This window comes from Muribaculum sp. An289 (assembly GCF_002159555.1).
GTDB classification, from domain to species: Bacteria; Bacteroidota; Bacteroidia; order Bacteroidales; family UBA932; genus Merdivivens; species Merdivivens faecigallinarum.
This window is the reverse complement of sequence record NZ_NFIV01000003.1, coordinates 163,857-181,754: the sequence shown is the minus strand read 5'-3', so window position 1 is coordinate 181,754 and position 17,898 is coordinate 163,857. Positions and strand designations below refer to the sequence as shown.

The 17,898-nt window shown below is 52.1% G+C and carries 13 protein-coding genes; 3 read left to right on the top strand and 10 right to left on the bottom strand.

Going from position 1 to position 17,898, the window contains the following annotated elements; translation table 11 throughout:
• Positions 1-64 precede the first annotated feature (64 nt).
• The 6 genes from B5F83_RS03650 to B5F83_RS03625 form a co-directional block, all read right to left on the bottom strand.
• Complete coding sequence (locus B5F83_RS03650; RefSeq protein ID WP_087276438.1) at positions 65-2,095, bottom strand: HDIG domain-containing metalloprotein; 2,031 nt, start codon at positions 2,093-2,095, stop codon at positions 65-67.
• A 6-nt stretch (positions 2,096-2,101) separates the two neighbouring features.
• Entirely contained in the window at positions 2,102-2,920 is an 819-nt protein-coding gene (locus tag B5F83_RS03645) for an SDR family oxidoreductase (RefSeq protein ID WP_087276441.1), read from the bottom strand.
• Positions 2,920-4,182 (bottom strand): aminotransferase class I/II-fold pyridoxal phosphate-dependent enzyme, encoded by a 1,263-nt coding sequence (locus tag B5F83_RS03640; RefSeq protein ID WP_087276442.1) that lies wholly within the window; start codon positions 4,180-4,182, stop codon positions 2,920-2,922. The genes B5F83_RS03645 and B5F83_RS03640 overlap by 1 nt, the downstream gene beginning before the upstream one ends.
• A gap of 69 nt (positions 4,183-4,251) precedes the next feature.
• A complete protein-coding gene (gyrB, locus tag B5F83_RS03635) occupies positions 4,252-6,234 on the bottom strand; it encodes a DNA topoisomerase (ATP-hydrolyzing) subunit B (protein ID WP_087276445.1) in 1,983 nt (660 codons plus the stop codon).
• Between the two features lie 43 nt (positions 6,235-6,277).
• Positions 6,278-7,996, bottom strand: coding sequence for a hypothetical protein (locus B5F83_RS03630; protein ID WP_087276448.1), 1,719 nt, complete (start codon positions 7,994-7,996; stop codon positions 6,278-6,280).
• Between the two features lie 6 nt (positions 7,997-8,002).
• Positions 8,003-11,020: a tetratricopeptide repeat protein gene (locus B5F83_RS03625; protein ID WP_087276450.1), complete on the bottom strand. Its 3,018-nt coding sequence runs from the start codon at positions 11,018-11,020 to the stop codon at positions 8,003-8,005.
• A gap of 87 nt (positions 11,021-11,107) precedes the next feature.
• On the opposite strand from B5F83_RS03625, the gene B5F83_RS03620 reads away from it, so the two are divergent.
• Together B5F83_RS03620 and nth are read left to right on the top strand one after the other, a co-directional pair.
• Positions 11,108-11,821, top strand: coding sequence for an ATP-binding cassette domain-containing protein (locus tag B5F83_RS03620; RefSeq protein WP_087276452.1), 714 nt, complete (start codon positions 11,108-11,110; stop codon positions 11,819-11,821).
• Positions 11,818-12,468, top strand: coding sequence for an endonuclease III (gene nth, locus B5F83_RS03615; RefSeq protein WP_087276455.1), 651 nt, complete (start codon positions 11,818-11,820; stop codon positions 12,466-12,468). Before B5F83_RS03620 ends, nth begins: the two co-directional genes overlap by 4 nt.
• A 23-nt stretch (positions 12,469-12,491) precedes the next feature.
• Here the strand turns inward: nth and B5F83_RS03610 are convergent, their stop codons facing one another.
• Complete coding sequence (locus B5F83_RS03610; protein ID WP_239383814.1) at positions 12,492-14,171, bottom strand: glutamine--tRNA ligase/YqeY domain fusion protein; 1,680 nt, start codon at positions 14,169-14,171, stop codon at positions 12,492-12,494.
• Between the two features lie 99 nt (positions 14,172-14,270).
• Here B5F83_RS03610 and B5F83_RS03605 point away from each other — a divergent pair, with 99 nt between their 5' ends.
• Entirely contained in the window at positions 14,271-15,155 is an 885-nt protein-coding gene (locus tag B5F83_RS03605) for a YicC/YloC family endoribonuclease (RefSeq protein ID WP_087276458.1), read from the top strand.
• A 19-nt stretch (positions 15,156-15,174) separates the two neighbouring features.
• Here B5F83_RS03605 and B5F83_RS03600 read toward each other — a convergent pair whose 3' ends face one another.
• From B5F83_RS03600 to B5F83_RS03590, 3 genes are read right to left on the bottom strand one after another with little or no spacing between them, the layout of a single operon-like run.
• Positions 15,175-16,086, bottom strand: a complete 912-nt coding sequence (locus tag B5F83_RS03600) for a DUF6340 family protein (protein ID WP_087276461.1) — start codon at positions 16,084-16,086, stop codon at positions 15,175-15,177.
• 10 nt (positions 16,087-16,096) lie between these two features.
• A complete protein-coding gene (gene rimO / locus B5F83_RS03595) occupies positions 16,097-17,413 on the bottom strand; it encodes a 30S ribosomal protein S12 methylthiotransferase RimO (RefSeq protein ID WP_087276464.1) in 1,317 nt (438 codons plus the stop codon).
• Positions 17,410-17,871 (bottom strand): DUF5606 domain-containing protein, encoded by a 462-nt coding sequence (locus B5F83_RS03590; protein WP_087276466.1) that lies wholly within the window; start codon positions 17,869-17,871, stop codon positions 17,410-17,412. Before B5F83_RS03590 ends, rimO begins: the two co-directional genes overlap by 4 nt.
• Positions 17,872-17,898 lie beyond the last annotated feature (27 nt).

The window sequence follows — 17,898 nt, the reverse complement described above, 5'->3', positions numbered from 1 at the left end:
ACTATTTTTTCTATTTTCAGCAAAACAGGGCGCAAATATACGAAAAACGCGCATAATACGCAATCTATTTTTGCGGCCTCTTCGGATAAGCTATCCTCGCATGGTTTATCTGCATCAGATATTCCACCAGCACGGACTTCAGCACGCTTACCTCCTTGAGGGATATTTCGGCATCCTCCAGCTGCCCGTCATCCATCTTCATTCCGATTACACGGTCGACGAGTTCAGTGACACTCTGCTGCGAATAATCCTTTAAGGACCTCGACGCGGCCTCTACGGTGTCGGCGAACATGAGGATTACCTGCTCCTTCGTCTTCGGTTTGAATCCATGGTACTGGAAAAGTCCGGCCTGCGAAGGGTCGCCACCGCCGCGGAGATACATATTATAAAAATATTCCGTCTTCGTCGTCCCGTGGTGCGACAGGATAAAATCTATGATTATCTGCGGAATCTTCGACTTTTTCGCAAGGGCAACACCGTCGTCCACATGCTTGATGATATCCCTCGCGCTCTCCTCCGGAGTAAGCCCTTCATGGTAATTTACACCAGGAGCGGCATTCTCCACAAAACACTGTGGATTGACCGTCTTCCCTATGTCATGGTACAACGCACCCGTCCTCACAAGCTGCACGTTGGCCCCTATGGCACGGGCGCAGGCATCCGAAATGTTCATGACCTGAAGCACGTGCTGGAATGTCCCCGGAGCCTTCTCCGCCATAAGCCTCAGAAGCTTGTTGTTGGTATCGGCAAGCTCAAGGAGCCTCGAATTGGAAACGAGCATGAAAACCCTCTCGAACAGGAAGATGAGCGGATAACCCGCCACACAGAACAGGCTCGCGAGTCCGAGGTAGAATATGTCCCGGTAATCGCGGTACTGCCCCAGATCCTCGTTCTGCAAAAACACGAAAGCGGTATAGGAAAGCGAAAGGGTCATGAAAATAAAGAACGCGTTCACGAACTGCAACCAGCCCCTGTTGAAACGGGAGTATGATATTATTGCCACGATACCGGCCAGCAGGTTTATGAAAAACAGCTCGGTACCTTCCGCCGTAACCACGAGCAGAGGCAGTAGAAGCACGGTATAAAGAGGAAAGACAAAATTCCTCTTGAAAAATGCGAGCATGTAGAGGGCGAACAGCGGGAACGGGATAAGGTGCATGTAGGAAGTATTGCCCACGGCCCCGAGCAATTCGATGATAAGTGTCGAAATCACATAAAGCGTAAGGAGGAAAAAATATTTCCGCGAATCGCTGAAGACAGTCCTGTCGACAAATAAAATTGCAGCAAAAAACGCCAGAAGCGACAGGAGGAGCAACAGCCCGTTTCCTACGGCAATCAGGATGGTATTGCCCGCTATGCCCATGTCCGAAAGGTATTCCGCCCTGTACGAATCGAGCAGCTGGGCGATTTCGGAAGTGACAATCTCGCCCTTGGACACAATCAGCTGTCCGGTATATATGATGCCCTTCGTCGGGGAGATATAGCCGGCGGCCTCCTTATGAATCATGTCGGTAGTAGCCTGGTCGAAAATAAGATTCGGGACAAGGTAATCCGAAAGCCCCATTGCCGCGTAAAGCGAATCGGCCCGCTCCTCACCCATCCCGGCCGCAAGCTGTTTCCTTATATATTCCCCCGCATGGGCTATATCGAAAATGTTTTCCACAGGAACCTCGGCGGCCCTCCTGTCCTTATGTACGAAGACCATCCCGTTTTCTATCTCCTGGGCGGAGAGCGAAGAGACAACCCCGTAGTCATACACGTCATCGAAAAGCGACAGGACGAGGTCCGCATCGGCCGAAAGCGTATCGATGGCTTTGGACAGCCTCTCGCCCACCTCCTTCCTTATTTTTTCGTCATACCTGAAATACGGGATTACGGAAGAAGAACGCTCTTCGCGCTCATCCATAAGTTCCCTTTCCGTCTTCAGGATAGGAAAATCTATCGGGGAGATCAGGGTCTCATACGCCCACGGGCGCCCTATCTGATAATGGTACTTGAACTTTCCGACATTCGGAAAGAAGAACAGCATTATCACGAAAATCACGATGAGAGGCAAATATACCTTCCACCCTTTCGGGAAAATATCCTTTTCCATAACTCTTTATTTTTTCTTGAAAGGGGAATCGGGCTCCTTGGCCATGTAGGAAAACGTAAGCCGGTCGGTCAGCCCCGGAAACATCCGGTGCATGAGTACGGTCAGTTTCCCTATCGGCGTAAGTATCACCCTCGATTTCCTCCTGTCTATGGCACGGGCCATTATTTCGGCCACCCTTTCCGCGCTCATCATCTTCGATTCATCGCGCGGGGATTCCCCCTGCTGGGAACCGTCGGCAGCCAGGGCGGTATTACGGATATTCGAAGCAGTAAAGCCCGGAGCCATTACAAGCACATGCAGACCGTCATAAAGGTGCTCTATCCTCAACGTATCCAGAAAACCCCTTATGGCGTACTTCGAAGCCGCATACCCGCTGCGGGCCGGAAGGGCGGAATAGCCGGCTATGCTTATCACACCGACTACGGAGCCTTTCGTTTCAAGCAAATACGGAAGAGCGTACTTGGTGCAATATACTGTTCCCCAGAAATTAACGTCCATAAGCCTTTTAAGCACGGACAGATCCAGGTCCCTGAACATCGCCCGCATGGAAATGCCGGCATTGTTAATCAGTATGTCTATCCTGCCGAACTTTTCCACGCATTTTTCCACGAGGTTGCGGCAATCCTCCTCTACCGAGACATCCGTCTTGACACACAGGATATTGTCCATGTCGCATCCGAAGGAAGCGGCCTCTTCCGTCAGCCTGTCCACGGAGCGTGCGGCCATCACCACCCGATAACCGCGGGAGGCATATAATTTCGAAGAAGCCAACCCTATACCAGAGCTGGCTCCCGTTATTATCACGACCTTACCGTCAGTATTCATTATCTTATAGCTCTGTCCTGAATATCGTCTGCATCGTAAAAGCCGCGGGCGAGTTTGTCCCTGACTTCGGCAAAGGCCTTCAGAGTCCTGTCGACATCTTCGAGCGTATGCACTGCCGTAGGTATTATCCTGAACATCAGCAACCCCTTAGGAATTACCGGGTAAGTCACTACCGAGCAAAATATTCCGTAATTTTCCCTAAGATCCACGACAATGTTCGTAGCCTGCGGGATAGTCCCGTGGACGAAGACCGGCGTAACGCAGGCCTGCGCGAGACCTATATCGAAACCGAGATTCCTGAAACCGTCCTGGAGGGCCCTTGTGACAGTCCAGAGTTTCTTGCGGAGTTCATCGCCTTCCGCGCTGCGGATAATCTCCAGACGTTTCAGACATCCCTCGACTATAGGCATAGGAAGCGATTTCGCATATATCTGTGAACGGAGATTGTACCGGAGGTAATCTATTATCGAGTGAGGTCCGGCTACGAAACCTCCGATAATCGCCATCGACTTTGCAAACGCGCCGATATAGAGATCGATGCCGTCCATGCAACCGAAATGCTCCGAAGTACCGCGGCCGTGCTCGCCCATCACGCCGAAGCCGTGGGCATCGTCAATAAGTATGCGGAACTGGTATTTCTGCTTGAGGGCCACTATCTTGTCCAGAATCCCGAGGGCGCCCGTCATGCCGTACACGCCTTCCGTGATAAGGAGGACTCCGCCGCCTGTCTCTTCGCAGACTTTCAAAGCCCTCTGTATCGTCTTCTCGCATTTCTCGATGTCGTTGTGCGGATAAACCATCCTCTTTCCCTGATGCAGGCGGCAACCGTCTATAAGGCAGGCGTGCGCCTCAGAGTCGTATACTATCACATCGTGCCTCGTGCAAAGGGAATCGATAGTGGAAATGATGCCCTGGTAACCGAAGTTGAAAAGGAAAGCGTCTTCCTTCTTCTCGAAATCGGCAAGCTCGCGCTCCATACGCTCATGAAGGGAAGTATGTCCGCTCATCATACGGCTTCCCATCGGATAGGCGAGGCCCCATCTTACGGCCGCTTCACCGTCAATCTTCCTTATTTCCGGATGGTTTGCAAGGCCAAGGTAGTTATTGAGACTCCAGCAAAGCACTTCCTTACCGTTAAAACGCATGTGAGGGCCTATTTCCCCCTCAAGTTTCGGATACATGAAATAACCGAAGGCTTTTTTCCTATATTGCCCGAGAGGACCACCTGAATCCTTCTCGATCCTGTCGAAAATATCTGTCATAACACAAAATATTAAGGATGAATAATCTATAAAATCTTACCGGCTCGCCAAAATCTCACCGGTCTGCCGTCAGGCATCTATGTTGGCATATTTCGCGTTGGCTTCGATGAACTCCCTGCGCGGAAGCACGTCGTCCCCCATCAGCATGGAGAAAGTCCGCTCCGCTTCGGCGGCATTGTCTATCGTAACCTGGCGGAGTATCCTGCGCTGAGGGTCCATGGTAGTATCCCACAGCTGGACGTCGCTCATCTCTCCGAGACCTTTGTACCTCTGGACGGTGACACCCTTGTCGCTTCCAGCCCCGAGTTTCTGGATGGCTGCCGAGCGCTGTTCCTCCGTATAACAGTACACCTGCTCCTTTCCTTTCTGCACCAAATAGAGAGGAGGGGTCGCAAGATAAACATATCCGTTGAAAATCAAATCCTGCATGTACCTGAAGAAAAATGTCAGAATCAGCGTGGCTATGTGGCTGCCGTCGACATCGGCATCGGTCATTATTATCACTTTATGGTATCTCAGCTTGCTGAGGTTCAACATATTCGGGTCTTCTTCAGTACCCACCGTCACCCCAAGGGCCGAATAGATGTTCCTTATTTCCTCGCTTTCGAATACCCTGTGCTGCATCGCTTTCTCGACATTCAGGATTTTTCCCCTGAGGGGCAGGATGGCCTGTATGTTCCTGTCGCGGCCGGAGATTGCGGTTCCGCCTGCGGAATCTCCCTCGACAAGAAAGAGTTCGCATTTTTCAGGATCCCTGTCGGAACAGTCCGCGAGCTTGCCCGGAAGCCCGGCGCCCGTCATGACGGTCTTGCGCTGCACCATTTCACGGGCCTTCCTTGCCGCATGCCTTGCCGTAGCCGCGAGTATCACCTTGTCTATGATAAGCTTGGCCTCGCGCGGATTCTCTTCGAGATAATTCTCCAAAGCGGCTGAAGTCGCCTGCGATACAGCCGCATCGACCTCGCTGTTCCCGAGTTTCGTCTTCGTCTGGCCTTCAAACTGCGGTTCCGCTACCTTGACGGAAATCACGGCCGTAAGCCCTTCGCGGAAATCCGAGGCTTCGAGCTTGAATTTCAGCTTTGAAAGGAAGCCGTTCTTGTCCGCATATTTGTTAAGCGTGGTCGTAAGGCCCCTCTTGAATCCTGTCAGGTGCGTTCCGCCTTCTATGGTATTGATATTATTGACGTATGACTGGATAGTCTCCTTGAAGCCCGTATTGTACTGCAAGGCGATTTCGATAGGGATGATTTTATTGGTTTCGAGACATATCGGCTCCGGAGTCAGGGTCTCGGCCCCTCCGTCCAGATATTTCACGAATTCCCTCAGACCGTATTCTGAATAAAACACATCCTGCCTGTAACCGTCGGCCGTAACATTGAAATCGTCCCTGTTCTCGACCGGCTTCCTCATATCCGTAAGCGTAAGCCTGATGCCCTTATTGAGGTAGGACAGTTCCCTCAGCCTCGAAGCGAGGGTATCGTAATCGTAAACGGTAGTCACCGTAAAAATCTCGGGATCGGGATGGAAGGTTATGATGGTACCCGTCCTGTCCGCCTCGCCTACGGTCTTCACCGGATAAAGAGGCTTTCCCTTGGAATATTCCTGGACGAAAATTTTTCCTTCCCTGCAAATCTGGGCCTTCAGATAGTCCGAAAGGGCATTCACGCAGGACACTCCGACACCGTGAAGACCTCCGGAAACCTTGTAACTGTCTTTGCTGAACTTTCCTCCGGCATGAAGCACCGTCAGCACGACTTCGAGGGCCGAACGCTTCTCCTTCTCGTGCATCCCTGTAGGTATGCCTCGGCCGTTATCCTCGACCGTTATGGAATTGTCATGATTGATAGTCACCTCTATATCCGTACAGAACCCGGCAAGTGCCTCATCGATACTGTTGTCCACAACCTCGTATACAAGATGGTGCAATCCTCTCTCCCCGATGTCCCCGATATACATGGACGGCCTTTTCCTCACGGCCTCAAGCCCTTCGAGCACCTGTATGCTGTCAGCCGAATAATTCTGCGCGGCCTCATTCAAACGATTTTCCTCCATTCTGTCATTTTTAAATTTGAAACAGGCAAAGATACGAAAAATCTTACAATTTCAAGCCGATTCCGGCCATAAAATTAATTCCGGACACCGCCTGCAAAGGCTGGTACTGAATCGTATCGTTCAGAAGGTTCCCTCCCGACACGAAAACAGAGAATTTTTCATTGAAACGGTATTCGACTTCGGCGCGGAGGTCCACCCATGCCGGTATCACATAAGGCGCCGTCCCCCATTTTCCCGAGAAAACCGCCCCCACGGAAATGAAAACCCGCTGCCTCCAGTTGTATTCGACAGAGCCATTACCCCTGACCGCGGGAGGAAGCAGCTCATTGCCGTTGCCACGGACATTGAAATAGTCGTCATACTCGAAACCGGCCTCCACTTTGACAGTCTTCGAACTGAAAGACAGCGAAGTCCCGGCATTGAAAAAATCCGAAGAGAGCGTATAGGACATATACGGGGTAAGGGCGTCCGCCATCGCAAATGTCGCCATGCCCCTCTGCCTGCCGTACCTCACGTGGGCTTCATAGGAGAGCCACGACCTGACACGGCCCGACAGTTTGAAAGACAGTCTGTAAGGAGTTACCGTAAAATTCTGGAAAGACCCGTAAATCCCGCCAGGGGCAAGGAAAGGATATTTTTCGACAAGCTCCGAATGACGGTTCAGACCGTTGCCGCCGTCGGCCGCGACTCCCAGCCACAGATAATCCTTTACGGCCATGAAGCTGACATCTGCGGAAGGGAAAATCCAGTTCGTCCCGTTGGTTCCGTCAGGCATGGCGGCAGAGGCCGCCGCATCGGTGAAGCACACCGAAAAACGCACGCCTGCGGCTATATTCCACCTCCCCTTCGAATAATGGTAACGCGGGACAAAATCCACGGCCGCAACCGTAAGGTCGCGATATCCGGAATAGGCGGCGAAACGCAGCCCGATATCGGCAATCACCCCGTGATGGCGCCTGAAGACCGGACCGATGGAAACCAGGGCATCCGCCTTGTTTTCTATAATGCCGGATACGGCAGCCCCCGGATATGAATACCTGTCATCCGAATACGAATAGCCGACATCGGCCCTGTAATAAAAATAATCCGCATCCGTCCTGCACGAAGAAACCCCTATGGTACCCGACAGCGAATTGAAGTCCCTTCTTGCGGCGGACTGTCTCGACATTATCCCGTAATAATCCACACCGAATCGGAAAGCCCCCGTCTTCCACGAATATTTGCCGGAGATTCCCGCCGAATTGCCCATATCTATGACATCGTTATATTCGACACCTGTCTTTTCCGACACTCCCGTATCGAAGGACAGCTGGCTGAGATTCCCGAAATACCCCCTGTGGCTGCCATACACCGCCAGTGAAAAGTTTTTCCCAATGGGCAGGGCAAGATCCATGGCGGCATGGCTCAGGAACGGAAACGCCGCACCCGTACCCAGGCCGGCATCGAAAAGGAAAACCGGTTCTTTTTTCCCCGATGGCAGGTTCACCGCCCCGAAGGCATTCGGGATGAACTTCCGTCCTTCACCGAGCCCCCGGTCGAAAACCGAATAATCGAAATCCAATGTTCCCGACATCAAAGAGTCGAGGGCGGACAGCGCCAGCGGCGATTTGTGAATCTCCTTCAAGGAGGTTTCGAAACGGCGTGTCACCTCTACTGTAGGATTGAGCGACTGGGCCGAAGCCTGCCCCGGGAAACCCGCCGCGGGCAACACGGCCGCAAACATCCAAACCGACAATATCCTTATAATATTTTTCTTTCCCATACCCGATCAATTTTTCAACAATCCCATTTCTTCCATCATGTCCAGACGCATCTTCACCTGGGCCTCGATATCATCTCCTCCCTGAGGAGCCTTGTAGTTTTCCTGAATGCTGCGGAAAGTGGCTTCGGCCTGCTCCCACTCGTCCCGCTCGGCGAACGAGTCGCCCAACACCACGAAGGCCCGGGCGAGAAAATATGCCTGTCCTCCGGCTTTTTCCGCAAAATCATAAACCAATTGTTCCACATCTTCGAAACGACCGGAATCATAGACCTCCTGGATGATGAGGTAGGAAGCCTCTGCACCCTCTGGAGTGCCAGGTTCCTCGGCAAGGGCCGCAAGCAATGGAGCGGCCGAGTTACGGTCCGACAATGCTATGTAACTCTTGGCCTTGATATAGGTCAGTTCCCTGAGGGCGGCCGCATCGCAATAAGGCGAAGCTTCAAGATCGGCCGCGGCATCAATGGCCCTTTCGTAATCGTTAAGTTTGTACAGCGAACGCATCAGCCCGAGCAGGGCGGCATATCTGTTGTTGTCGAGGCGGGCTATTTCCGCAAGTGTGGAAAAACCTTCGTATGCCTGCATATAACGCTCAAGCCTGTACGAAATCCCCGCATAGTTTGCGGTAGCCGATTCCGCAAAAGCTCCTTCACCTATCTGCATCACCTTGTAATATGCGTCTAAAGCCTTTTCATAACGGCCGAGAGCCTTATGGGATTCGGCGATATAGAAATAGGCCTGTGACCGTTTCGAGGCCGAAGGATATTTTTCAAGATAGTCCGCCAATGAAACGAGGGCCGACTGATAATCCCCCTTGAGGAAAAGCTGCTCGGCCGCATTGAAGACCATCTCCTCCTTTTCCCCTTCGGATTTCAGATACGATTTGCCCATGCTGTCTATATACTTCAGATATCCCTGAGGGTCGTTGGAAGCCGTATAGATGGCCTCTATGGCAGCAAGGGCATCCTGCGAGTATACGGAGGCCGGCATTTCCGAAACCACTTCCTTATAGAACTCCAGGGCCTTCCCATATTCGAGACGGTTCCTGTACAGCGAGCCGAGCTCCACGGTCGAAGCGGCAATCATCGTGCTGTCCGAAGAGTTTTCCTTCAGCATCATGAAAACATCCTCCGCCTTTTCATCATCGTCTATCTTCACGTATGAACGTCCGAGCTCGAACATCGCATAATCATAGTATTTTACATCCGGCGAATACCCCCTCGCCTCTTCCAACAGGGCTATCTTCTTGGCATCCATCTCCATAAGCCCGTAAGAGACGGCCGACTGGTACAGAGGGTAAATGTCGGTCCTGTCATAAAACGAGGCGGCGCATGCCTCATAAGCCTCCGCGGCACCGGCATAGTTCCTCTGCATGAACATGCAATCGGCAAGCCTCAGTTGCGCCTCCCTACGGTACATGGAAGGCGAAGCCCCCAAAAACCGGCGGAAATATTTTTCGGCGGACGGATAATCTTCCAATTTGAAATAATTGTAGCCTATATTGTAATCCAGCATCCCGAACTCCCGTAACGAGGAGTACGCCCCGTCGGAAACAAGGGTGCGGTTTATCTCCAGGGCCTTGTCGAACATGTCATTCCTGTAATATGCCTCGGCAAGCCAATAATCGGCCAGAAAGGCAAGCCTGTCCCCTCCTGCAAGGGCGGAAACCCTTTTCAACAGCGGTATCGTCTGGCTGTAGGCCCCCGAAGACACGAGCTGCATCGAACGGAGGAACAGGGCCCTGCGGAAGCCCTCCCTTGCCGATACCGTAAGGGTGCCTATCTTCATATACGCATCTACGGCAGAAGCATAATTGCGGTCGAGCATGTACGCCGAAGCCATGTACGAATATATTTCATCGGAGCGGGAAGAAGAACTGTACGCATCGAGATATGCATTAAAACCGGAAATGTCTTTGTTCACATCGAAAACGAGTTTCGCATAATTGAACATCGCGTCCTCCTTCATGTCGGCATCGAAATCCATGGAAGCCGCCTTCCTGAACGCATCGAGGGCCGCGAGCTTGTTGCCCGTCTGTATATACGAATAGGCCTGGTAATATGAAGCCGACTGGGCTATCGAATCGTCTCCGGGAAGCACGTTCGCAAAGGCTTCGACAGCATCCTTGTATTTTTTCAGCCTGTATGCCACCATTCCGGCGGAATAGTAGTCGTCCCTTCCGAAATCGTCGGCGGACTCGGAAAAACGCTCGTAGAACTCTCCCGCCTCCTCGGTCTTTCCCAGCACCATATAGGATTCGGAAATCATCCTCGCGGCATTTTTCATATATTCGCCTGTCAGCAGGCCGAAACCACGGCTGCCCGTCCTGGCCACCTCGGCATAATTCCCGAGCATATAGTTGCATTCAGTAATATAATATGCCGACAGGCCGCGGAAACGGGCATCGGAATAACTTTCTTCAAAATAAGGCAGGGCCCCGGAAAAATCCCCTTTCCGGTATGAAAGATAGCCGAGGGAATACCTTACCGGGGCATACAGGCCGCCGAGTTCCCTCTTACCCTTGTCCGACAGTTCCTTGAAAACGGTTTCGGACTCCTCGTAAAACCCTTCCGCCAGATACGAATAGGCCAGCATGAAACGGCATCGGTCGCGTTCACCGGCAGGCAGGGACCTTGTGTCCAAGCTTCCGAGCATGGAGATGCAGTCCTCATACCTTTGGGAGTCGAAACGGCCGTAAGCCAGATAATAAGTCATGAGATAAACTGACTTCGAATCCGGAAAATTGTGTCTGAACGCCTCTACCCCGTATTCCGCCCCCGGGTCTCCGGCCCTGACGGAACTCAGCACATAATACGAAGCCACCGCCTCGTTTTCCGGGTCATCCCGGAGAAGCAGGGCGAACTCGGCCTTTGCGGCCGCAAAGGCCCCCTTGTCATAGAGTCTGACCGCACGGCGGAACTTTCCCGGCGAATCCCCCTCCGAAGCGTATGCCGGCAACAGCGCCGCGGACAATATGGAAACAGCCAAAAACGCTGTGAAAATCCTTCTGAACAAAACCTTAAACATAGTAATCACGTTACAAACTACAAAAATAACGAAATATTGCTATATTTGCCCAAACGAAAACACTTTCAACATATTTTTACACCAGTTATGCCAGAAGAAAGATCTCCAATAATAAGTTTTTCACATGCCGACATCGGAGGAGGAGGCCTGACGGTCATCCATGACCTCAACCTGGACATCCGTCCGGGAGAATTCCTGTACCTTCTCGGGAAAGTGGGGACAGGCAAGACCTCGATAATAAAAGCCATAATCGCGGACAATCCCATTAAAAGGGGCAATGCGAGCGTTCTCGGTTTCGACCTGCGGAAGATTACCCAAAAGGAAATACCGATGCTGCGCCGGAAAATGGGCGTGGTGTTCCAGGATTTCCAGCTGCTGATGGACAGGAACATAGAAGAAAACCTCCGATTCGTCCTCGAAGCCACAGGCTGGAAAGACAAGGGGAAAAAGGAACGCCGGATAATCGAGGTTCTCGATGCCGTGGGAATGACAGGCAAGATGCACAAGATGCCGCACCAGCTTTCCGGAGGGGAACAGCAACGCATCTGCATAGCGCGGGCCCTTCTCAACAATCCGGAAATCATACTTGCGGACGAACCGACTGCGAACCTGGACAGCGAAACCGCCAACGGCATCATGCTCCTCCTGAAAAAACTGAACGAGGAGCTTGACACCGCGATACTGCTTGTAACCCACAACCGCCGTCTCTGCGAGGACTTTCCGGCCAAAATGATGATTTGCGAAAATGAAACCTGTCACGAGCTGGAGTCGGCAAGGGAAATCGATTTCGAGATATTATGACAAGGAAGGAAAGGTATGAAGGCATAACGGGCTGGTTCCAGGCGAACATGCCCGAAGCCAAATCGGAGCTCGACTACATGAACGGTTACGAACTCCTCGTAGCCGTAATACTGTCCGCCCAATGTACGGACAAAAGGGTGAATATGGTAACCCCCGCTTTTTTCAAGAGGTTCCCCGATGCCGTTTCTCTGGCCGGGGCTGATTTCGACGAAGTCCTGCGGCTGATAAGTTCAATCTCCTTTCCCAACAACAAGGCCCGCCACCTCATAGGCATGGCCAGGATGCTGACGGAACGCTTCGGAGGAATCATACCGGAAGATGTGGAAACCATGCAGCAATTGCCGGGAGTGGGACGGAAAACGGCCAATGTCGTCGCCTCCATCATCTACCGCAAACCCGTCATAGCCGTGGACACCCATGTATTCAGGGTAGCCCGCCGTATCGGACTTTCTGACGGCAAGACCGTGGAAGCCGTCGAAGCCGACCTTACGGCCGGATTTCCGGAAAGACTGCGCGCCGATGCCCATCACTGGCTCATCCTCCACGGACGTTATGTCTGCACGGCCCGCAAGCCGAAATGCGACGGATGCGGCATCTCGGCGTATTGCAGGGAGCACAAAAAGGCCGGTCCGGCGGACCGGCCTTAAGCCGCTTAGCTTGTTGTTCCTGACTATTCTATTTTAAAGGAATCCTTCAATGTAGTGGTCCTGTTGAACACAGCCTTTTCAGGAGTTGAGTCAGGATCCTTGAAGAAATAGCCTATACGCTCGAACTGCACGGCGATGCCGGACGTGTCGTCGAGCAATGCCGGCTCGGCATAGGCCTCCTGTACCAGAAGCGAATCCGGATTAAGATAATCCTTGTAATCCTTGCCTTCAGGAATCTGACCCATCTGCGCCTCCGTAAAGAGCTTGTCGTAAATGCGGGCTTCCACTTTTACGGCATGAGGCACCGAAACCCAGTGTATGGTTCCCTTCACCTTGCGCCATTCGCCTCCTCCCGGTTTCGAAGCCGGATCATGCGTACATCTGAGTTCAACTATATTGCCTTCGGAATCCTTGACGACCTCCTCGCATTTTACTATATAGGCATATTTCAGACGTACCTCCCCGCCCGGACGGAGCCGGAAATATTTCTTCGGAGGTTCTTCCATGAAATCGTCGCGGTCAATGTAAAGCTCGCCGCTGAAAGGCACACGGCGGAAAGGCCCGTCAGGTGATGCAGGGTTCAGCGGGACTTCAAACCATTCCACCTTGCCCGGTTCCCAATCGGTCAGGGTCAGTTTCACAGGGTCAAGCACTGCCATATAACGGTTAGAACGCTCGTTCAGATCCTGCCTTACGCACCATTCCATCAACTGCAAATCTATTATGTTTTCGCGTTTGGCCACACCTACCTTGTCGGCGAACATGCGTATGCTCTCCGGAGTGTAACCGCGCCTGCGTATGCCGCAGATGGTCGGCATGCGCGGGTCGTCCCAACCGCTGACATAACCGTTCTTCACGAGTTCCAGCAACTTGCGCTTGCTCATGACGGTATATGTAAGGTTCAGACGGGCGAATTCGTACTGATGCGAAGGGAAAATCCCCAGTTTTTCTATGAACCAGTCGTACAGGGGCCTGTGTACGTCGAATTCCAGAGTACATATCGAGTGGGTGATGTGCTCTATCGAGTCGCACTGCCCATGGGCGAAATCGTACATCGGATATATGCACCATTTGTCCCCGGTACGGTGGTGCGAAGTATGGATGATCCTATACATCAGAGGATCCCTGAAAAGCATGTTCGGATGCGCCATGTCGATTTTCGCACGGAGCACCTTCTCGCCATCGGCGTATTTTCCGTCGCGCATCTCCTTGAAAAGGCGCAGGTTTTCCTCGACAGAACGGTTCCTGTACGGGCTTTCAATTCCCGGAGTGCTCACCGTGCCCCTTCCGGCGCGTATTTCTTCCTGAGACTGGTCGTCCACGTAAGCAAGGCCTTTCCTTATCAGGTCTTCAGCCCATTCGTACAACTGCTCGAAATAATCTGATGCATAGTACTCGCCGGCCCACTCGAAACCGAGCCATTTTATATCCTCCTTGATCGAATCCACATATTCGGTATCTTCTTTTACGGGATTCGTGTCATCGAAACGCAGGTTGGTCCGTCCTCCGTATTTTTTCGCAAGACCGAAATTCAGGCAGATGCTCTTGGCATGCCCGATATGCAGGTACCCGTTGGGCTCCGGAGGGAAACGGGTCATTATGCTCTCGTATTTTCCTGAGGCGAGGTCGTTCTCGATGATTTCTTCAATGAAATTAAGGTTACGCGGTTCGGCGGCATTCATGCCGGCAGTCTCATCAGTCATAATCGAATATTTTAACGAATAAACATGCAAATATACGCATTGTTTTCGTAATTTTGCGCGTTAATCAAAAGACGAATCAATCAAATATTCATTAGGGACATGATAAAATCGATGACCGGATACGGAAAATCCGAATGCACAGTGAACGGGCAGAAACTCGTAATCGAAATAAGGAGCGTTAACGGAAAAAGTGCGGACATAAGCCTCAAATCGCAGATAATACCGAAGGAGACGGAAACCGCAATCCGCTCGCTCATAGCGGAAAAACTGTACAGGGGCAACATCGATTTGTTCGTCACGGCGGACAATTCCGCTTCGCCGGACACGAAGGAGATAAACGGAGACGTACTGGCCGCATACTGGGGCCAGTTGCGGAAACTCTCGACAAGAGAAGACCTTTCCGGACTTTTCGGCAGGCAGGACACGGGAGAGATGCTACAGGCCCTCCTGAAAATGCCGGATGTAATCGAGGTGAAAAAATTCGAGCCCGACGACGAAGGAAAACAGCAGCTGATAGCCTGCATCTCCCAGGCCGCCGACAGGCTGGACGAATACCGCACTGCCGAAGGGGCATCGATTGAAAGGGATTTCTCCACAAGGGTTTCGAACATCCTCGGCTTCGTGGACGAGATAGAAAAACACGAGCAGGAGCGCATATCGGCAATACGCGAGCGCATAGTTTCCAAACTCGCAGACCTCCCGGTGGACTACGACCGCAACCGCCTCGAACAGGAACTCATCTATTATATAGAAAAACTGGACATAAACGAGGAAAAGGTAAGGCTCCGCCAGCACTGCAAATATTTCATCGAGACTTTCAATGAAGAAAATCCGGGCAAGAAGCTCGCCTTCATCGCCCAGGAAATGGGGCGTGAAATCAACACGCTCGGCTCGAAGGCCAACCATGCCGAAATACAGAAGACCGTCGTGCGCATGAAAGACGAGCTTGAAAAAATCAAGGAGCAGACACTGAATACCTTATAACCGGACAGCGGCCGGCATGTCATCTCAACTTCGCGGCATCGATTCTGTTGCGCAGGGTGGAAGAAGCCGTGAATTTGTACAGGGAATCGCTGTAATCCAGCCATTTTTCCGCAAGTTCCGTCTGTCCGAGGATATAGCAGCCGAGGGCGCAGTTGTACGCCGCCGAAGAACTTTTCCGTATGTCTCCGGTATCGGCCTTTTTCATCCAGACCTTTATGGCTCCGGCCCAATCCATATTGAAGACCGCATTTTCGGCAGCATCCATCCATGCACCGTCATTCTCGTACAGAATGATGGTATAATACTCTTCCCTCCAGCCGGGAGCGAATGACGAAGCAATCTCGCCGCCCAATCTGAAGGCCGCGTTAGGCAAATCCTTGATGACGGCCTGCTCCATGGACTCCCTGTCCATTCCTCCCGCAACGCTCCACAGGAACGAATCGCTGAAATCGTAATTCTTCACAGTATCCGTTTCCGACATGGAATCGTAGACGGAAAGCCGCGCGGTAAACGGCAATTCCACCACATTGGCAGAGGAAACGGCCAGTGTCCCTGTCGAGAACGAATGGAACATGAAGACGACATCGGACTCCGTGTCCATGATAAGGCCCACAATCGAATCCTTGTCCGCATAATCCGCTCCGGCCTGCGCCTTTACATTGAAAAGCGGCATGGCATCCGCCCCGAGAAAATAATCCCCTTCCATTTCCGAAACGAAACCCTGGCTTATCTCTGCCGCCAGCAACGAATCGGCATAAGGCTCGCCGGGATAGGCATAAACCACGGATATGCTTTTTCCCGAAAGGTTGAAACCGGACTCCGAAGGTTCGCTCCGCTCCATGACGAAACGGTATGAGGCAGGCCCGCATGAAACGGCAAGCGACAAGGCCGCCACGCAGAACGCAATTTTCGCAAATATTTTCTTTCCCATATAAATTCCGTTAAATAATTTTTCCGTACAGGTCGTAATCGCCGGCACGGAGGATTTCCACCTCAAAAAACTTGCCTATTCTACCGGAAACGGCAGCTTCTTTTTCATCTTCGGGAATTTCGACATATATCTCACCGTCGACTTCCGGGCTTTCATTCATTGAACGGCATACAAAATATCCGTCGGCAACGGCATCCGCAACTACGGTCGTCCTGGTTCCCATGCGGGCGGCATTGCAGGAAGCCGAAATCCCGCGCTGGAGGGACATAAGCTCGTCGAGACGGCGGAGCTTTTCCTTGCGGGACACCGAATCCTTGTAGTTTTCAGCCCCGTATGTCCCATCTTCCTCCGAATATGCGAAGGCTCCCATCCTTTCGAAACGCATTTCACGGACAAAATCGAGGAGTTCGGCAAACTCCCTCTTTCCTTCGCCGGGATGTCCGACAATCAATGTGGTGCGCAGCACTATTCCCGGAACCCTTTCACGGATTTTCCTTATGAGGTCCGACGTCTCCTTTCCCGTGATATTGCGGCGCATCTTCCCGAGGACCTTTGTAGAACAGTGCTGTAGGGGAATGTCGAGATACTTGCATATCTTGGGATTCGAGGCCATCTCGTCCAAGAGGTCGTCCGGAAAGGCGTTCGGATATGAATAATGCAGCCTTATCCACCTTATGCCCGGAATTTCGGAAAGGCGGTGCAGAAGCAGCGCTATCATGCGTTTCTCATACAGGTCGAGCCCGTAATAGGTCGTGTCCTGGGCAATGACTATCAGTTCGCACACTCCCTTGGCGGCCAGCAGCCGAGCCTCTTCGACAAGCTCGTCCATCGGCACGGACACATGCCTGCCGCGTATTCCCGGAATCGCACAGTATGCGCATTTGCGGTCGCAGCCTTCGGAGATTTTAAGATATGCGTAATGTCCTGGTGTGGTAAGGTAACGCTGTTGCGCCAGCGCCGGGTCGTATTGCCCGCCGAGGGCCTCCGTCATCAGGGCAAGGTCCTTGTCCGAAGCTCCGAAAAATCCGTCCACTTCGGGTATCAATCCGCGCAATTCGTTCCCGTATCGCTGTGAAAGGCAACCGAATACGTAGACACGCGACGACTCCCCCCTGTTCTTCCTGTCCACCGCATCGAAAATCGCGGCTATGGATTCTTCCTTCGCATCCTGGATGAAAGCACAGGTATTGAGGACCAATATGTCCGCCGGCCGGCCGTCTTCCTCGGGTATGATTTCGAATGAAGCAGCCTGAAGCTGCCTCATAAGATGCTCGGAATCCACCCTGTTTTTCGAACAGCCGAGCGTTATTACCTTTACACTGCTCATTTACCGTCAGAAGCCCCCTCTTCACGGGAGGCACCGTCCTCCTGCCCCTCGGAAGCATCCTCCTCTTTTCCGAAATCGAACGAAGCGTTCCTGGCGATGATATTGTACCAGTCTACCACTTTTTTCATGTGCGATACATAAAAACGGTCTCTGTCGTAATCAGGAAGCACTTCCCCGAAAAACTTTTTGAGCACGGAAGGGTCGGATTTTGAAGCGGGAGCCGGAGAGTCCCCGAGCTTTTCCTTCATTTTAAGCAGGACATCCGACAGTTTTGTTTCTCCGTCATCGGTATATATCGATATGTCTTCGAGGGCGCTGATTTTATTGTTCATGGCCACGCAGCTTCTCTTTTTAGTCTCGATGTTTTCCACCAATGCACCGGATTTCACCTGTGCGAGATAAGTATAAAGGCCGCTGAGGCCGGAAATCGAAAGCAATTTCGACAAATCTGTTTTCATACGTCAACTGTTAGTTTCAACAATAAT